12 protein-coding genes are annotated in these 17,489 nt (G+C 69.0%); 7 read left to right on the forward strand and 5 right to left on the reverse strand.

What is annotated here, in order from left to right; translation table 11 throughout:
• Positions 1 to 4 precede the first annotated feature (4 nt).
• The 3 genes from VNO22_08365 to VNO22_08375 are packed head-to-tail and all read right to left on the reverse strand — an operon-like array spanning position 5 to position 3,973.
• Positions 5 to 1,432 (reverse strand): PQQ-binding-like beta-propeller repeat protein, encoded by a 1,428-nt coding sequence (locus VNO22_08365; protein ID HXG61373.1) that lies wholly within the window; start codon positions 1,430 to 1,432, stop codon positions 5 to 7.
• A complete protein-coding gene (locus VNO22_08370) occupies positions 1,429 to 2,661 on the reverse strand; it encodes a PQQ-binding-like beta-propeller repeat protein (protein ID HXG61374.1) in 1,233 nt (410 codons plus the stop codon). Before VNO22_08370 ends, VNO22_08365 begins: the two co-directional genes overlap by 4 nt.
• Before the next feature lie 7 nt (positions 2,662 to 2,668).
• Positions 2,669 to 3,973: a PQQ-binding-like beta-propeller repeat protein gene (locus VNO22_08375; protein HXG61375.1), complete on the reverse strand. Its 1,305-nt coding sequence runs from the start codon at positions 3,971 to 3,973 to the stop codon at positions 2,669 to 2,671.
• A 138-nt stretch (positions 3,974 to 4,111) separates the two neighbouring features.
• On the opposite strand from VNO22_08375, the gene VNO22_08380 reads away from it, so the two are divergent.
• The 4 genes from VNO22_08380 (at position 4,112) to VNO22_08395 (ending at position 8,399) form a co-directional block, all read left to right on the forward strand.
• Positions 4,112 to 5,407 carry a PQQ-binding-like beta-propeller repeat protein gene (locus tag VNO22_08380; GenBank protein HXG61376.1) on the forward strand — a complete coding sequence of 432 codons (1,296 nt, stop codon included), beginning with the start codon at positions 4,112 to 4,114 and terminating at the stop codon, positions 5,405 to 5,407.
• Between the two features lie 85 nt (positions 5,408 to 5,492).
• Positions 5,493 to 6,752 (forward strand): PQQ-binding-like beta-propeller repeat protein, encoded by a 1,260-nt coding sequence (locus tag VNO22_08385; protein HXG61377.1) that lies wholly within the window; start codon positions 5,493 to 5,495, stop codon positions 6,750 to 6,752.
• The gene (locus tag VNO22_08390; protein ID HXG61378.1) at positions 6,749 to 7,999 is read left to right on the forward strand and encodes a PQQ-binding-like beta-propeller repeat protein; all 1,251 of its coding nucleotides are present in this window, start codon (positions 6,749 to 6,751) and stop codon (positions 7,997 to 7,999) included. The genes VNO22_08385 and VNO22_08390 overlap by 4 nt, the downstream gene beginning before the upstream one ends.
• Before the next feature lie 49 nt (positions 8,000 to 8,048).
• The gene (locus tag VNO22_08395; GenBank protein ID HXG61379.1) at positions 8,049 to 8,399 is read left to right on the forward strand and encodes a hypothetical protein; all 351 of its coding nucleotides are present in this window, start codon (positions 8,049 to 8,051) and stop codon (positions 8,397 to 8,399) included.
• A gap of 23 nt (positions 8,400 to 8,422) precedes the next feature.
• Here VNO22_08395 and VNO22_08400 read toward each other — a convergent pair whose 3' ends face one another.
• A complete protein-coding gene (locus VNO22_08400) occupies positions 8,423 to 11,686 on the reverse strand; it encodes an ABC transporter permease (GenBank protein HXG61380.1) in 3,264 nt (1,087 codons plus the stop codon).
• Positions 11,687 to 11,784: 98 nt separating this feature from the next.
• Between VNO22_08400 and VNO22_08405 the strand changes: the two genes are divergently transcribed.
• Both VNO22_08405 and VNO22_08410 read left to right on the forward strand, forming a co-directional pair.
• On the forward strand, positions 11,785 to 11,997 hold the full coding sequence (locus tag VNO22_08405; GenBank protein HXG61381.1) for a DUF3311 domain-containing protein: 213 nt from the start codon (positions 11,785 to 11,787) through the stop codon (positions 11,995 to 11,997).
• Positions 11,994 to 13,535 (forward strand): sodium:solute symporter family protein, encoded by a 1,542-nt coding sequence (locus VNO22_08410; GenBank protein ID HXG61382.1) that lies wholly within the window; start codon positions 11,994 to 11,996, stop codon positions 13,533 to 13,535. The genes VNO22_08405 and VNO22_08410 overlap by 4 nt, the downstream gene beginning before the upstream one ends.
• A 9-nt stretch (positions 13,536 to 13,544) precedes the next feature.
• Here VNO22_08410 and VNO22_08415 read toward each other — a convergent pair whose 3' ends face one another.
• On the reverse strand, positions 13,545 to 15,032 hold the full coding sequence (locus VNO22_08415; GenBank protein HXG61383.1) for an MFS transporter: 1,488 nt from the start codon (positions 15,030 to 15,032) through the stop codon (positions 13,545 to 13,547).
• 153 nt (positions 15,033 to 15,185) lie between these two features.
• Here VNO22_08415 and VNO22_08420 point away from each other — a divergent pair, with 153 nt between their 5' ends.
• Positions 15,186 to 17,477, forward strand: coding sequence for a PQQ-binding-like beta-propeller repeat protein (locus VNO22_08420; GenBank protein HXG61384.1), 2,292 nt, complete (start codon positions 15,186 to 15,188; stop codon positions 17,475 to 17,477).
• Positions 17,478 to 17,489 lie beyond the last annotated feature (12 nt).

The raw sequence follows: 17,489 nt of genomic DNA on the forward strand, positions 1-17,489 counted from the left end.
GAGGTCAGCGCTCCGCCGCGATCGCGTAGAGCACGGAGTCGCCGGCCACGTAGAGCGTCCCCCCGGCCGCCGTCACCGAGCCGTGGCCGCACTTGGGCAGCGTGTTCCTGGCCAGGACCTTCTTCTCGCGGCCCGCCGCCAGGACAAGGACGTCCCCGTCTCCGTTGCGGAGGTAGACCTTCCCGTCGGCCACGAGCGGCGAACCCCATACGGTGGAAAGAAGATCGTGTTTCCAGACCCGCCGGCCCGTCTCGAGCTCCAGACAGTTGAGGAATCCGTCCTGCTCGACCGCGTAGACGAGGCCGTCGTGGACGGCCGCCATCGAAAGGCTGCGGCCGAAGTCCTCCCCCGCCAGGCGCCAGAGCTCGGCCGTCCCGGTAACGTCGCCGCTCCGGCGGGCATCGATCGCCCGGAGACATCCCGGCGGGCCCGACGTGTCGGTATCCCGGCCCACCGCGATCAGAACCCGGTCGCCGGCGTAGACCGGCGTGGCGATGAGCGTATTGTCCGTCTCCGGCTTTCCATCGGGTCCGCGCTTCTCATGGGCCTTGCAGTCGAACTTCCAGAGGAGCTTCCCCGAGCGCGGCTCGAAGGCGTACAGCCATCCGTCCCCTCCCGGGAACGCCACCTGGGGGCGGCCGTCCACCACCCCGTACGCGGGCGAGCCCCACTGAGCCTCCATGATCCGGTCGCCGGGAGATGCGTCCTGCCAGACCAGCTTTCCCGTGGCCGCCTCCACGGCGATAAAGCTCGGCGCCTTGGGATTCTTGACCGTCCGCGTCTCATGGTCGGCGGAATGCCCCGTGACGACGAAGACGAGGCCGTCCACGACGACCGGGGAGGAGGCCGACGCCTGGTTGGGAGCCACGCCGAGATCGCGCTTCATGTCGAGGATCCACACGAAATCGGCGTCGTGCGGCCCCGTCGCGCGCTCGGAGGCGTAGGGCCCGTCGTTTTCCCCGTCCGCGAACCCCTCGACGTCGGCGCAGACGAGCTCGGCGCGGTTGCTGACGTAGTAGACGCGGTCGCCCGCGACGCAGGGGGTCGAGCAGATGCCGATCTTGGGCCAGTCCTCCTTTTCTCCGCCGGGGAGTTTCTCGTGCGACGCCTGCCAGAGGAAGGCGCCGTCGGCGGCGGCGAACGCCATGAGGACGCCGCGGTCCCCCTGGATGGCCGGATTGCGCGGCCGCTCGTTGTTCGTGCCCACGAAGACGCGTCCGCCGGCGACGACGGGGTTGGAATAGGTCTGCGTTCCCAGGTCGGCGGTCCATTTGATGTTCTTCTTCGGCTGGGCGCTCCAGGAGACGGGGAGTCCCCGCTCCGCGGAGGTCATGTTCCGGTCGGCGCGGCCGCCGAACATGGGCCAGTCGCCGGCCCGGACCGTCAGAGCCCCCGCGGCCGCCAGGACAAAGGTCAGCGCCGTTCGCCTCACGGGGCCCCCACGCAGACGAGGTGAGTAAAGGTGCGGAAGTAAAGACGCGCGCCGTCCACGACCGGAGGCGTATGGGTCCCTTCGCCCAGCGGATTGCGGGCCACGACCTTGAAGGCGTCGGCCGCCTCCCAGACGGCGCATTCGCCCTGCTTGGACGGAGCGTAGATCTTCCCGTCCACCGCGATGGGGGAGGCGAAAAAGGCCCCGCCGAGCCGTTCGCTCCAGACGACGCGTCCCGTGGCCGCCTCAAGACAGGTGGCCACTCCGTTGTCGCTCACGGTAAAAAGCCGCTCCCCGAGGGCCAGCGGCGTGGGGACGTAAGGCGCTCCGGTCCGGACCGTGTAGGCCTGGTGCGTCGAGGTCACGTCCCCGCGGCCGCCGAGCCGGACCGCCGCAAGGTACATGCCCCCGCCGCCCGAGCCGCAGGTGCCGAAGACGAGATCCCCCGCCACCACCGGCGAGGAAACGGCCCGCTTGTCGAAGACCCGCGCCTCCCAGAGGGGCGCCCCCGTGCGCGGGTCGAGGCTCGAGATGCCATGAGCCTCGCTGGTCAGAAGCAGTTCGGGCGGGAATCCCTTCCGCTCCAGGACGCACGGAGTGCTGTAGGCGGCTCCCTGCTCCTTGGGGCGACGCGGGGAGCGCCACACGGCCCGGCCCGTGCGCACGTCGAGCGCGACCACGAAGCTCTCCCCGTCCTGATCGTTGGGCACGATGAGTTTTCCGTCGTGGAGGATGGGCGATCCTCCCTGTCCGTGCTGCGCCTTGACGGGCCCGAGATTCACGCTCCACAGCTCCTTGCCCTCGTGGTCGAAGGCCTTGACCAGAAACTGAGCGGCGGAAGCACACAGGGCGTACACCCGGTCCTTGTCCACCGCGGGCGTGCTCGAAGCGTACGTGGGGTTGCGTCCCTTGTCGTAGGACGGCAGGGCGACCTTGCGCGCCCAGAGCGTCCTGCCGTCGGACTTGCGCAGGCAAAGAAGCGTCCATTCGCGGCCGTCCTCCGACGCCGTGGGGACGAAGATCCGGTCGCCCCACACGACGGGCTGGGCGTCGCCCCGGCCCGGAACCGGCACGCGCCAGACGTAATCGGAAGGTCCCCACTGAACGGGCGCGCCTTTGGCGGAGCTCACGCCCGTCCCGTTGGGCCCCCGGAACCGGGTCCATTCCTGCGCCGCCGCCTCGGCCGCCAGAACCACGAGCGCGCCCAGGATCGCCGCCGCCTGCCGCATAAGCCTCCTATTCGCCGATGCAGTATACGTGCTGGAACGTACGGATGAAAATTTCGCCGTTCGACACGGCCGGCGTCGAGTTGCTCGGCTCCCCCAGCCGGTTGGCCGCCAGAAGCTCGAACCGCTCGGACGACGGCTTGAAGACCGCTGTCGTTCCGTTGCGGGCCGTCACGTAACAGCGCCCCGCGGCGTAAACGATCGATCCCCAGTATCCGCCCCCGACCCCGCGGTCCTGCCAGAGCGAGCGCCCGGTTTTGGGGTCCAGACACTCCAGCCGGTTCTCGAAGGGCAGGTAGACGTGCCCGTCCAGAAACACGCCGGAGCCGATGCTTTGCGGGTTTTCCTCCTTGTACCAGAGGCGGTGGGTCTCCGTCACGTCGCCCGTGCCGCCCAGGCGGACCCCGAAGCCCGGCCCGCTGAAGCCGCCGATGTAGACCACGACGTCGCCGGCCACCACGGGCGAGGAGTACGCCAGGTCGCCGCGGCCCCGCAGGCCGCCACACCACCACAGGATCGCCCCGTCCTTCGGATCGTAAGCCACCAGCCTCGTCGGCTGCGCGCAGAGGATCTGCTCGCGATCCCCCACCCGAACGACCGTCGGAGTGCACCACGAGCCCACCCACTTGCCCGCGGGATTCTTGTCCCCGAACCCTTCCGCCGCCCGCTTCGGGTCCAGTTCCAGGGGCTCGCCGGTCTTCCACAGTGTCTTTCCGGTGGCCGCGTCCAGGGCCACGAGAAAGACGTCCTTCCCCGGACTGCAATTGAGGACGACTTTTCCGTCGTGCAGGATCGGCGACCCGCCGTGGCCCCAGAGGTGGTAGAACTCGCCCAGGTCCCGGGACCAGAGTTCCTTGCCCGCAAAGTCGTAGCAGAAAAGACCCGCCGAGTCGTGCCAGACCACGACGCGCGCGCCGTCCGCGGCCGGCGTGGAACTGGAAGGGTAGTTCGTCTCGTGCCGATACCGCGGCCGGCCGGTCCCCTCGTCGGTTCTCCTGCGATTCTCGACCGTGCGGACCCAGAGCGTCCGGCCCGTGGCGCGGTCGAAGCAGTAAAGCGACCGGCGGCGGCCGTTGAGATCCTCGGGACAGGTGACGAAGACGCGGCCGTTGGAGACGATGGGGCTTCCGTTGCCGGGCTGGGGGAGCGGGGCCTTCCACTTCACGTTCCTGCCCGCGTCCCACTCCAAGGGCGCCGATTTCTCGGCGGAAAGGCCGTTTCCCGCCGGTCCCCGCCACGAAGGCCAGTCGTCCCCCCGGACGGTTCCGGCCAGGAGCAGGAGCCCGGCGGCGATCCGGCCCGCGTTCGCGCTCATGCGTTACCTCCGCCCCGAAATCTCCGTCGGATCCCCAGAAACTCTAACGCTCGCCGCCGCTGGATCTTGTCGGTTCGACGGCATCGCGGGAGGGTCGAGCGCCGTTTATAAGAATTAGCAGAGTCAGGAGATGCTTCCGTGACGGTTTCGAAACTGATCGCAGCGGCGGCCTTGGCGGCGGCGCTGCCGGCCGCCTTCTCCCGCCCCCAGGCCGGCTCTCCCGCCGCGGCGGAGTGGCCCCAATTCCGGGGACCCCGGAGGGACGGGCTTTCCCCCGACACGGGGCTTCTCAAACAGTGGCCCTCCGGCGGCCCGCCCCTCCTCTGGGACGCCAAAGGCGCAGGCCGCGGGTACGCGAGCGTCGCGATCTCCGGAGGAAGGATTTTCACGATGGGCGACGGGCCCTCGGTGGCCGACGACAAGGACGAATATGTCCTCTGCTTCAACGAGGCCGACGGGAAGTTCCTTTGGAAAGCCAAGCTCGGTCCCGCGTGGAACTCGGGCAAAGACGATTGGCAGGGCTCGCGGGCGACCCCGACGGCGGACGGCGACCTCCTTTTCGCCCTCTCCCCTCACGGGGTGCTGGCGTGCCTGGAGGCGGCCACGGGCAAGGAGCTGTGGCGGAAAAGCCTCCCGAGGGATTTCGGCGGCAAGAAGGGAGACGGCTGGGGATACAGCGAGTCGCCGCTTGTGGACGGCGACCGGCTGATCTGCACCCCCGGCGGCCCCCGCAACACCCTGGTGTGCCTGGACAAAAAGACGGGGCGCACGGTTTGGACCGCCTCCGTGCCCGAGGACCGCGGGGCCGGTCACGCTTCGATCGTCATCGCCGAAATCGGCGGGACGCGCGTGTACGTCACCACGACCGCCGGCGGAGCCCTCGGGGTGCGCGCTTCGGACGGCAAGGTGCTCTGGACCTACCCGATCGACCGCACCACGGCGGTGATTCCCACTCCGATCGTCCGCGGCGATCTCGTTTTCTTCACCGCGGGATACGGCCGCGGAGGCGCTCTTCTCAAACAGTCGGTCTCCGGCGACGGCGTCAAGGTCGAGGAGGTCTACGGGCTCAATCCGGACCTGACCAACAAGCACGGCGGCGTGGTGCTCGTGGGCGATTTCCTCTACGGGGATTCGGACGACAAGGGAACCCCGTGGTGCGCGGAGCTCGGGACCGGCCGGATCCGGTGGAAACAGCGCGGTTCCGGCCGCGGGTCGGCTGCGGTGACGTACGCGGACGGACGCCTCTATATCCGGTATTCGAGCGGCCGGCTGGCCCTCGTTCCGGCGACGCCCGACGGCTACCGGGAAGTGAGCGCGTTCGACGTCCCCCACAGCGGGCGCCGCCCGAGCTGGGCCCATCCCGTGATCGCCGGAGGGCGCCTCTTTTTGCGGGAGGACGACCATATCCTCTGCTACGATCTTCGCGCGAAATGAGGGCCCCCGTCCGGGCGTAAAAGATCACGAGGGGCGGACTGAGACGGGTGTTTCGCGATCCGCCGTTCCGTTGGAGACCGGGATCATGAAGACCTTCTGCGCGATCGCTGTCGTTCTCCTGGGGGGACCCGGAGGCGTCCTTGCGCTGCAATCCGGCAAGGCCGCCTCCATCGAAAGCGAGTGGCCCCAGTATCGCGGCCCCAAGCGGGACGGCTTGTCTCCCGACAAGGAGCTTCTCAAGCAGTGGCCCTCCGGCGGCCCGCCGCTGGCGTGGAAAACCACCGGGATCGGAGACGGATACTCCAGCCTGATCGTGGCCGGAAACCGCCTCTACACCCTGGGGGACGTGGATAACTCCTGCCGGCTCATCGCCCTGAACGCGGCCGACGGGAAAATCCTCTGGTCCACGCCCCTGGGTCCCGCCGGCGGACACAACGATTACCCCGGACCCCGGTCAACCCCGGCCACGGACGGAACCCTGGTCTTCGCGCTGACTCAAAACGGAGACCTCGCGTGCGTTCAGGCCGCCACGGGACGGCTCGTCTGGAAGGTGAATCTCGAGAGCCAGTTCGGGGGCCGAATGATGTCCGGGTGGCGCTGGTCCGAGTCGCCGCTTCTGGACGGAAACCTCGTCGTGGTCACTCCGGGAGGCTCCAAGGGCACGGTGCTGGCGCTCAACAAGGCGAACGGCGCTCCGGTGTGGCAGAGCGCCCAGCTCAAGGACGCGGCCGCCTACGCGTCGCTCGTTCCGGTCGAGTGGGGCAACATCCGGCAGTACATCGTCTTTACGGACAGGAGCGTCGCCGGAGTGGCCGCCCGAAACGGCCAGGTTCTCTGGCGAGCCGATCGCCCGGGGCAGACCGCGGTCATCCCGACTCCCGTCGCCAAGGAGGGCATCGTTTTCGTGACCTCCGGGTACAACGTGGGCTGCAACGCGTTCCAGGTCGGCTTCGCCGGCGGGCGCTTCACGGTGCGCGAGCTTTATTCCGGAAAGCAGATGCGCAACCACCACGGAGGCGTCGTGCTCGTGGGAGACCACGTCTACGGATTCGACGAGGGGATCCTGAAGTGCATCGAGCTGAAGACCGGACGCGAGGTGTGGGCCGACCGCAGCGTGGGCAAGGGAGCGGTGGCGTACGCGGACGGCCATCTCTATTGCCGCAGCGAAAACGGCCCGATCGCGCTGGTCGAGGCGACGCCCGAGGCCTACCGCGAGAAGGGCCGCTTCGACCAGCCGGACCGGAGCCGCCGCCAGGCGTGGCCCCATCCGGTCGTCTTCGGCGGCAAGCTCTACATCCGCGATCAGGACGTGCTCCTCTGCTACGACGTGCGCGAGAAAAAATGATCCTGGCGTTGGCGGGATTCCTCCTGGCGGCCGCGCCTCAGGAGGCGTCCGAGCCCGGCGACTGGCCCTGCTTCCTCGGCCCCGACCGCACCGGAATTTCCCGCGAGACGGGGCTTCTCAAGGCGTGGCCCTCCGAGGGGCCGCCCGTTCTCTGGAAGCGTGAACTGGGCGAGACCTACGCCGTCCCCTCCGTGGTGCGCGGGGCGCTCGTGGTCTTCCACCGGGAAGGCAACGAGGAGGTCGTGGAGCGCCTCGATCCGGCCGGCGGCGCCCGCTCCTGGCGGTTCACCTACCCCACGGCCTACGTGGATCGTTTCGGGTATAACGGCGGCCCCCGCGCCGCCCCCACGATCGACGGCGGCCGCGTCTACGTCCTGGGAGCGGAGGCCCGCCTGCACTGTCTCGACCTCGAGACGGGAAAGGTCGTCTGGAAGCGTTCCCTCCATGAGGAGTACTTCCGAGAACCCCGGCAGAACTTTTTCGGCGCGGGGGTGGCCCCTCGTCTGGCGGGCGGCGCGCTCTTTCTCAACCTCGGCGACGAGAACGCCGGATGCGTCACCGCGATCGACGCGAAGACGGGCCGGACGCTCTGGAGAACCGATGGCGACGGAGCCAGCTATGCGAGCGCTTCCTTCGCCGACGTGGCCGGCAAACGTCAGGCCGTCTTCCTCACGCGCGAAGGCGGCCTGGGATGCGACGCGGCCGACGGCACGGTCCTCTGGCGCTATCCGTTCCGCGCGCGCGAGCGCTTCAGCGCCAACGCCGCCTCTCCGGTCATCCTCGGAGAGCGGGTGTTTCTGAGCGCCTCCTACGGGGTGGGCTCGGCGCTCCTCAAGCTCGAGGCCGGAGGAGCCCGGGAGCTCTGGAGGAACCGCGCCCTGGGCGCCCACTGGGCGACGCCGATCGCCGTGGACGGCTACGCCTACGGCTTCGACGGCCGCCACGAATACGAGGCGGAACTCCGCTGCGTGCGGCTCGAGGACGGACGCCTGATGTGGTCCCGCGGCGGCTACGAGCGGGGATCCATGATCCGGGCGGACGGACGCTTCATCCTCCTGGCGGAGGACGGCCGGCTCGTCCTGGCCGACCTTTCCCCGGAGGGACCGCGGGAGATCTCTTCCATCCGCGTCCTCAAGCCCCATTGCTGGGGCGCACCCGTACTTTCCCGCGGGCTCCTCTACGTCCAGAACTTCGACCACTCCGCCGGACGGGCGACACTCGTCTGCCTGGACCTCCGGACGAAGTGACCGCCGGCGCTCCTTGACTCTACGTTCCCGGCCGGCTTATAGTAACGACGTGACGGCCAACGGCGACCGGCGGTTCGAGAAAATCCTGCAGGGGATTCAGTACCTTATCCGGGACAACGAACTCCTGCGCGAGGACCTGCGGGAGTACGCCCGCCGCGCAGACGAGGACCGCCGCCGGATGAACGAACTCCTTCAAGACACGAACGAGATCGTTCAAGGCATTCGCAAGGCGCTGGTCGTCATCGGAAAACGCGGCGCGGATTTCGTGGAGATGATCCGAAAGCAGACGGAAGCGATCCAAAAGCAGACGGAAGCCATTAAGGAGCAGGGTCGAACCCTCGAGCGCATCGAGCAGAAAATCGCCACCCTGGGCCGGCGAAACGGAAACGGCCCCCGATAAGGCTCCGGAAGAGCGAATCCCACCTACTCGTTCCGCAACGCTTCCAGGAGCGGCCCGCGCAACGCCAAGCGTGCCGCCCCCTGAATCCACGCCCACGAGAGCGCCCCGATCGCCAGAAGGAGCCCCACCAGAAACGCCGCCGGCACCTCGGTTCCCGGCCGGGCCAGCGCCGGCCCCACGGCCAGCGCCGCGGCCGCCGTGCCCGCCGCCAAACCCGCCGCCACGAGGAAACGATGCTCCGCCGCCACCACGCGGAGCGCTTCTTCCGGCGAATACCCCACCGCCCGCAGGAGCGCCAGCTCGCCCCGGCGCTCCATCACGCTCCGCAGCACCAGCACCCCCAGCCCCGCCGTGCCCAGGAGCATCCCCAAACCGCCCAGAACCATAAACAGCGTCAAATACGTCGCCTCGACCGCGTAGAATTCCCGGAGCCGCTCCGCTGACGCCGTCCAGTCCACCCCCAGCGTTTCGAGCCGCTCCGTCAGGTACGCCCGGAGGCGCTCCTCCCGCCCGGCGGGCGCCTCCACCAGGAACACGCGCGTGCCGCTCTCGGAGGGATAGAGCCGCGTGAAGTCCCGGTGGGAGATCAGAAGCCTTCCCTGAAAAAGCGTCAGCCGCGAGGGAAGCGACCCCACGATCCTCACCCGGAACGGCCGCCCCCGCTCGTCCGCGAAATCCAGATCGTTCCGCCGGAGCTTCCATGCCACGGTCGCCGAATCCCCCGCGAGCGCCGGGATCGCGCCGTCCGGCAACGGCCGCTCGAGAAGCCGCCAGAGGTCCGCCTCCGCAAACGCCCCGCGCCGCGCGAACGCTTCGGGATCGACGCCCAGAAGCGGCGGCGCCAGCGCCTGATTGAGGTTGAGGCAGCTCGCGTCGTCTCCCTCGCGCATCCGAAGCTGAACGAAGGCGACCCCGTCCATCATGTCCCGGTCGGTCAGCCGGTACGTCCGCCGCCCGCGCTCGCCGTTGAGGTCGTCATGGACGGCCACGCTCGATTCGCCGTAGAGGACGAACCCCCCCGTGCCGGACCGCCGGTTCCCGGCGCCGCGCACCGGATCTTCCTTCATCGCCCCCACGGAGAGCACCAGGAACGAGCCGCAGGCGAGCATTCCGGCCGCGGCCGTGGAGCGACCCGGACGGCGAGCCGCATTGCGCGCCCCCAGGCGGCCCAGCGTCAGCTCCCCTCCGGACGGGCGCCCGAGCGCCCAGCGCACCGACGCGATTCCCGCAACCAGCGCCAGCGCCCCCGCGGCGAAAAAGGCCGGCGCGGGCTGGTCCATCCCCGACCCGACAGCCCCCGCCGCCACGGCCGCCGCCGCCACGGCCGATGCAACGCCGATCCTCTTCGCCCGGCCCGCCCCGATTCGGCCGCCCTCCTCCGAAAAGCCCCCGGCCAGAAGCTCCCGCACCGGCCGGCGTCCCTGGCGGCGCAGCGCGAACGTCATCACGCTCACGGAGAGGATCGCGGCCGCGGCGGCGCCGCCGAGAGCGCTCCCAAGCCGCGCCTGGAATTCGACCGCCGCATGCGCCACCGCCCCGCTCCAGGCCGTCCCCAGCCCCCATACGAGAAGGCGAGCGAATCCCAGCCCGAGCGGAATTCCCGCCAGCGCCCCCGCGACCGCGAGCGCCGCCCCTTCGGCCAGAAGAAGCCTCGTCGCTTCGCCCGGGGCGAACCCCAACGCCCGCAGGGTTCCCGTCTCCCGCGCGCGCTGGTCGGCGGAGAACCCGAAAAGCATCGCCGTCAGGGCCAGCGACGCGGCCGCGAGAAAAACGCTCATCCCGAGAAAGAGCTGCCCCAGGTCCGTGGATTCCTCCACCGCCCGCGCCGACTCCCGGCGCGCCGCCCGAACCCGCAGCCCCGCCGCCTCGGGATCGATCCGACCCCTCAGCGCCTCCGCGACCGCCGCCGCTTCCGCGGCCGGGTAGCGCACGGCCATCAGATCCCCGAAGCGATTCGCCCACATCGCGCGACCCGCCGAAAGCGTCACGATCGCCTTGGGCGTCTGGCGGTACGCCTTCCAATACGCCTCGTTGTCGGGATCCTTGAGCTTCTTCTCCTCCAGAGGCAGGCCGATCTCCCATTCTTCGCACCGGTCCACGTCCGTCAGTCCCGGAAACTCCGGCACGAGATCGCGCTCCGCGCCCAGCGCCTCCATCTCGAGCGCCGCCCGCACCGTAAACTCCCGTTCCCGCTCGACGAACGTGTCCCGGTCCGTGAGCTCCGAGTAGGCGACCTTGACGCGGCTTCCCGGATTCAGCGCGAGCCGGTCCGCCAGCCACCGGTTGACCAGGATCTCGTCGTCGCGGAGATCCGGCGGCACGGGGCTGAGCCGGCGGTCTTCCGACGGGGCGACCGCGACCATGAAGGAATAAGGCGTGGACCTTCCGTCCGGCGCGGAAATGGAGTTCACGAGGTAGGCCGACGCCCCGACCGCCCCCGGCCGGGCCCCGAGCGCCGCCTCCGCGACGGCCGGATCGAGGTAAATCCGCGGCGTCTGAAGCTGCGCGACCCCGTGCCGCTCATGGATCCGCAGGACGAGCCCCGCGTCCTCGATCTCCCACGCCCGGGCCAGCGCCGCCCGCACCTCCTCCGGCGCCGCGGCGGCCAGAAGGACGTTCGCCCGGCCCTCGAATTCGAGAAGCCTCTGAAGCGTCCCGAGCGAAACGAACGCGAGCGCCGGAGCGGCCTGGTCGGACTTGAGGCTGAACCGTCCGAAACGGGCGTCCGGCAGCACCGCGCGCACCCGGAACGTGCGGCGTCGCGTTTCCCGATCCTTGCGCGAAGCCAGCGGCGCGTCCCGCGAGAGAACGCCCGGCTTGTGAACCCGCAGGGCGATCTCGTCCCCTTCGCGCACCCCGAGGGCCGCGGCGAGCTTTCCGTTCAGCGCCGCCTCCCCCGGCTCCAGAGCGAGCTCGACGGGCTCCTCCGCCAGACGGAAGAACGCGCCGTCGACGCCGTAGACCTCGACACGGTTGACCTGGCGGCGCTCCGGCCCTTCCCGAAGCGCCATGCCCCGCACCTGGAGAGCCGCGGAGACGTCCGCGCCCAGCTCCCTCCGCAGGCGTTCCGCCAGACGGTCGCGAAAAAAACGGTTCCCCGTATCGAGCGCGGACTCCGTCCGTCCGAGCCGGAGCCGGGCCAGACGCCCCAGCGTCCACCGCACCGAATCGCCGACCGCCAGCGCCCCGACCAGAACCGCGCCGGAAAGCGCGCAGCCCAGAAGGGTTCCGACATGCGTCCGCCGGTGAAAGCGCAGACTCCGCAGGACGTACGTGGCGCGGTTCATGCCGTCGGCTATGCTACGGCGCTCCGCAAGACGGCGTCAACGTCAGGAACTTCGAATCGTGGACCTCTTCACGCCCCGTGAGGTACAGTCCCCTGTCGATGAGGAAGCTCCTGGGGGCGCTCCTGGTCGCCGCCGTCGCCGCGCTTCATCACGACGTCTGGTTTTGGAACGACCGGACGCTCCTGGGAGGCGTGCTTCCCGTGGGGCTCGCGTACCACCTGGCCTACACGGCGCTCGCGTCGGCGACGGTCTGGCTCCTCGCGCGCCTCCTTCGGGAGCCGCCGCGGAATGCGGAGCGGCCGCCGCCATGATCCCGACTCTCGTCGTCTTCGCGTATCTCGGGCTTGTCCTCTACCTGGGGATCTTCGCGTTCCGAAAGGGAAAGGAGTCGGGAGAGGACTTCTTCCTGGCGGGGCGCGGCCTGGGCGGAGCGGTGTTCCTGCTTTCCCTCTTCGGCTCCAACATGACGGCCTTCTCCCTCCTCGGGAGCTCCGGGCTGGCCTACCGCCTCGGCATCGGCGTCTACGGCCTGATGGCCTCCTCGTCGGCGCTCGTCATTCCGCTCACGTTCCTTCTCATCGGTCCCCGCCTCTGGTCCGTGGGGCGGCGCTTCGGCCACATGACGCAGACTCAGTTCCTGCGGGACCGGTGGGAATGCGGCGCCTTGGGGACGGTCTACTTCGCCGTGACGACGGCGATGTTCGTCCCCTACATCGTGATCGCGGTGATGGCCGGAGGCCACACCCTCGAGGCGATCAGCTCCGGCCGGATCCCCTATGCGCTCGGCGGGGCGATCGTGGCGCTGGTCGTCATGGGCTACGTCTTCTTCGGAGGCATGAGGGGAACCGCCTGGGTGAACGCCTTCCAGTCCGCCCTCTTTCTGGCCTTCGGAACGATCGCCTTTCTCGTCATCGTCCGGAGCCTCGGAGGGCTGGGGGAAACCCTGGCCCGGATCGCCGCGGACCCGAAGACGGCGCCGCTGCTCTCCCGGGAACGCATCCCGCCCCGCGAGTTCCTGAGCTACATGTTCATCCCGCTTTCCACCATCATGTTCCCGCACATCTCCATCATGTGCCTGACCGCCCGGGACCCCGGCCACTTCCGCCGGACGGCGGCGGCCTATCCCTTCTGCATTCTGGCGCTCTGGGCCCCCGCGGTCTTCCTGGGGGTCCTCGGCGCCGCGCGATTCCCCGGACTCGGACCCGGAGAATCCGATGAAATCATCGTCCGCCTGCTGAGGGAACACGCCGGACCTCTCCTTTCGGGGGTCCTCAGCGCCGGAATCCTCGCGTGCGTCATGGCGTCGGACACCCAGATCATGGCGCTCTCGACGATGTTCACCGAAGACGTTCTCGTCTACTACGGCGGAAGGAACCGCTTCGGCGACCGCGCCCAGGTCTGGGCCGGACGGGCCTTCATCGTGGGCATCACGGCGGCGGCCTACGCGATCGCGGTGGCGCTCCAGGACCGGGAAGGCATCTTCGAGCTGGCGGTGCGGTTCGCCTTCTCCGGCTTCGCGGCGCTTTCGCCCGTCCTCGTCGCGGCGCTCTTCTGGAAGCGCAGCACGAAGGCGGGAGCCTGGGCGGCCACGCTCTGGACGGCGGCCGGCGTTCTGGCGACGGCGTACCTTTATGCGATCTCGACGCCGGGGCGGCCCTTCCCCGTCCTGCCGGACGTATTCGCCCGCACGCCGGGAAACGTGACGATGGGGGGATATCTCCCGGTCGTCCCGATGGTGCTGGGCTCCGCGGCGCTCATGGTCGGGGTATCGCTCCTCACGCGTCCGCCTTCCGCCGCGACGATCGCGCGTTATTTCCCCTCGCCGCCGGACGCGCCGAATCCCGTCTAGCCGCTCGCCCTACTCCGGCAGCTCCTCGCGCTCGGGCTCCGTCATGAAGAACGAAAGCACGAAGTTCGCCAGGTACACGAAGAGCGCAATGGCGGCCCCCGTGTAGGCCAGGCGCGCCGCCCCGGACGTCCCCTGGGGGAAGAGCGCCTCGATCCCGGCCACGGTCTGCGCCACCCAGGCGAAACCGGTGCCGATCAGGCGCCCGCCGATGTTGGCCGCGAATCCCTCCCCCGTCCCCCGCAGGTGCACCGGATAGACGCGCGGCAGATAATTGCCCCAGAAGCTGAACTGGCCGACCGTCAGGACCCCCGCCAGGAAAATGCCCACGTACAGCAGGTCCAGGTCCCGCACCGCCGCATACCCGAAGACGAAGGGCATGACGACGAGGCCCGGCACGAGAAACACGCGGATGAGCCGGATGCGGCTGACGATGACCGTGGCCAGGAAGGCCAAAAGCACCCGTCCCGTGAGGCCGCCGATCTCCTGAACCGTCTGAACGCGGGCCGCCGTCTGCTGGCCCACGGCGCGGGCGATGCGCGGGCCGGCCTTGGCGCGCTCCTCCTCCAGGAGCTTGCGCCGCTCCTCGTCGGACTTTCCCTGCGTCTTCTCCAGAACCGGCGGCGATTCCAGATGGCGCCGGACCTCTTCCGCCGCGCGGGCCTTGACCTCCGGAAGATCGGGCACGATCTGCGGAATCTGCTGAATGGCGCCGAAGGCCGCCCCGAAGGAACAGGCGAACATGGCGGTGGTCACGAGCGTCGTGCGCCGAAGCTCGGGCGCGAACAGGGCCGCCAGGCTGGGACGCTTGAGGGTGCCGGCGGCCTTCTTGGCCTGCCACTTGGGCGACTCCGGAAGGAACGGCCGGATGAAGATGAGCGGCAAGGCCGGGATCAGCCCGCTCATGAGCGTGTACCGCCACGGCGCATGCGGATCCTTCACGGGGCCGAACAGGTTCCCGATGGCCGGCAGATCCGCCGCCCAGGCCACGGAGCGCTCGTAGGCGAGCGCGACCAGAAGCCCTCCCACGGAACTGAAGGCCTGCGTGTATCCCAGAACCTTCTCGCGCTGTTTGGGATCGTCGAACAGCTCCGCCAGCCACGCCACCGCCGCCACGAACTCCAGGCACACCCCCACGAAGACGAGGCACCGGAAGAAAAGAAGCATGCCGGGCGAGGTGGAAAATCCCGCGAAGAAGGCCGAGAACGCGTAAAGAAGGATGGAGAAAGTGAGCATCCGGCGGCGGCCCAGGCGATCGGTGAGATACCCGCCCAGGAGGCCGAAGATCCCGCCGGCGATGGCGGGCACGTAGAAAAGCGTCCGGGCCCAGTGCGCGTATTCCGCCGTTCCCGGCTGAAGCCCGGCCAGCTCCTGAAGCGCCGGCCGGAGAATCAACGGAAGCATCAGAAGCTCGTAGATGTCGAAGGCGAACCCGATGACGGCGATCACGCAGATCAGCCACTGGGTGCTTGTGAGCCTCGGACGGGGGCCGTCGGTCATCGGACGCTCCTTGAAGGTTCGGGAATCGGAAACGGCTTAATTCTAGTACGGGCGAATCCGTTTCCGAACACTCGGAATTTCGTCGCGGCGTACTGGTAATGAAACGTCCGCCGCGTTATGTTGGGGATCCGATCCTGGCGTGAGGCGATGAACATGAGATTGAGCTTGATTCTCGGGTTGTCCCTCCTGGCGGTCCCGGCCCAAGGCTCGGGCGATTCCGGCCCGGAACGCGTGCGCGGCTGGCTGCACTGGCGCGGCCCCCAGCAGAACGGCACGTCCCTCGAGAAAGGCCTTCCGGACCGCTGGGAACTCGGAGGGGTCAACGACCTCTGGTCGATCGACCTGCCCGGACGCGGCACGCCCGTCCTCGCCGACGGCCGCCTCTACAGCTGGGGCTACCGCGGGGAAGGCCCGGACCTCCGGGAGGTCCTCGTGTGCCTGGACCCGGCCACCGGAAAGGTCCTCTGGGAACATTCCTTCCGCGACTTCCTGAGCGACGTCGTCTACGACCGCTACTCGATCGGCGCCCCCACGGTGGACGCGGAAACCGGAAACGTTTATCTCGTCACCTCGCCGGGACTCTTCGTCTGCTTCACGCGCGACGGCAAGCTCCTCTGGCGCCACTCGCTCATGGAGACGTTCGGCCGCAACACGTACCCCAACGGCCGCACCGGCTCGCCCTGCATCGAGGGCGATCTCGTCATCGTCCGCGGGGTGACGGCCAACTGGGGCTCCCAAGGGCCGCCCCGCGACCGCTTTTACGCCTTCGACAAGCGGACCGGCGAACCCGTGTGGGACGCCACGCCGTGCCTGGGGCCCCCCTACCTCAAGGACAGTTCCTTCTCCACCCCGGTCTTCGACACCTGGGAAGGCCGCCGCGTCTTCTACGCGGGCATCGGCTCCGGAGCGATCGTGTGCGTGAACGCCTGGACCGGCGAGACGCTCTGGCGCTCCCAGCAGATCGTCGGCGGCATCAACGCGTCGGTTGTGGTTCACCAGGGTAAAGTCATCGCCATCCACAGCGGGCAGTGCTTGGACTCGACCGAAACCGGCCGCATGGTGGCCGTCCGGATCCCGGACGCTTCCCGGATCGAGCCGGGCAAACCCCTCGAGCTCGACGCCAAGGACGAAGCGTGGCGTCTGCCGCTGTGCATGTTCACGAGCTCGCCGACGCTGGCGGGCGACCGGCTCTACCAGGTGGTCGAGACGGGCGAGCTGTACTGCATCGACGCCGCCAAAGGCGCGATCCTGTGGCACAAGAAACTCGGTCCCAGCCAGCTTCACGCTTCGCCCCTCTGGGCCGAAGGACGCCTCTACGTGCCCATGGAAAACGGTTCGTTCTGGATTCTTCGCCCCGGCGACACGGACGCGGAGGTGCTCTCCCGGGTGCAGCTGGCCGGCGCGTGCCTGGGCGCCCCGGCCGCCTGGAACGGCAAGGTCTACGTCCATACGACGAAGAAGCTCTACTGCTTCGGCCGCCGCGAGGACAACGCGCCGGAAAATCTCCCCGCGCCCCCGCCCGAGCCGCAACTTCCTCCCCCCGGACCCGCCGTGCGCCTGCAGATCGTCCCCAACGAGGTGCTCCTGCGTCCCGGTCAGAAGGAGACGTTCCGGGTCTTCGAGCTGGACGCCAAGGGCCGGAGGATCGGGCCCGCGAAGGGACCGGTGTCGTGGTCGAAGTTCGTTCCGCCCACCGCGCTCGTGAAGGCCGAAATGGACGCGTCCTTCAACGATCAAGGGGAGCTCGTGGTCGCTCCGGACGCGAAGGCTTCGGCCGGCTCCTGGAAGGCGACCGCCGGGAATCTCACGGGCACCATGCGCGGCCGCGTGGTCGTCCGGCCCCCGTATCGGGAGGATTTCGAATCCTTCTCGCTGACCGAGGATCATCCCCGCGAGGGCGTCAAGTTCGCCTACCCGCCGCTTCCCTGGATCGGCGGGCGCTTCCGCTGGGAAGTCCGCGAGAAGGACGGATCGAAAGTCCTGGCCAAGACCACCGACAACCCCTTCCTCTCGCGCGCGCTCACCTTCATCGGCCATCCCGAGGAGTCCAACTACACCCTTACCGCCGATTTCATGAGCGACGGCAACCGGCGGGGCATGGGCGAAATGGGACTCATCCACCAGCGCTACCTCATCCGCCTGAAAGGCAACGAGGACAAGATCGAGGTCAACTCCAACGTCGAGCGCCTGCGCGCTTCGGCGCCCTTCGCGCTCCTGCCCAAGGTCTGGTACCGGCTCAAAACCCGCGTGGACGTGGGGCCCGACGGCGTCGGCATGATCCGCGCGAAGGCCTGGAAGCGGGACGATCCCGAGCCGGCGGCCTGGACGATCGAAGTCCGGCACGAGAACGCCCATCGAAACGGCGTCCCGGGTCTCTACGGCTTCTCGTCCCAGCCGGCTTTCCGCGTGTACGTGGACAACATCCGCATCGATCCCAACGAGTAATTCCACGTGACG

Source organism: Planctomycetota bacterium, from assembly GCA_035574235.1.
GTDB lineage: Bacteria > Planctomycetota > MHYJ01 > MHYJ01 > JACPRB01 > DATLZA01.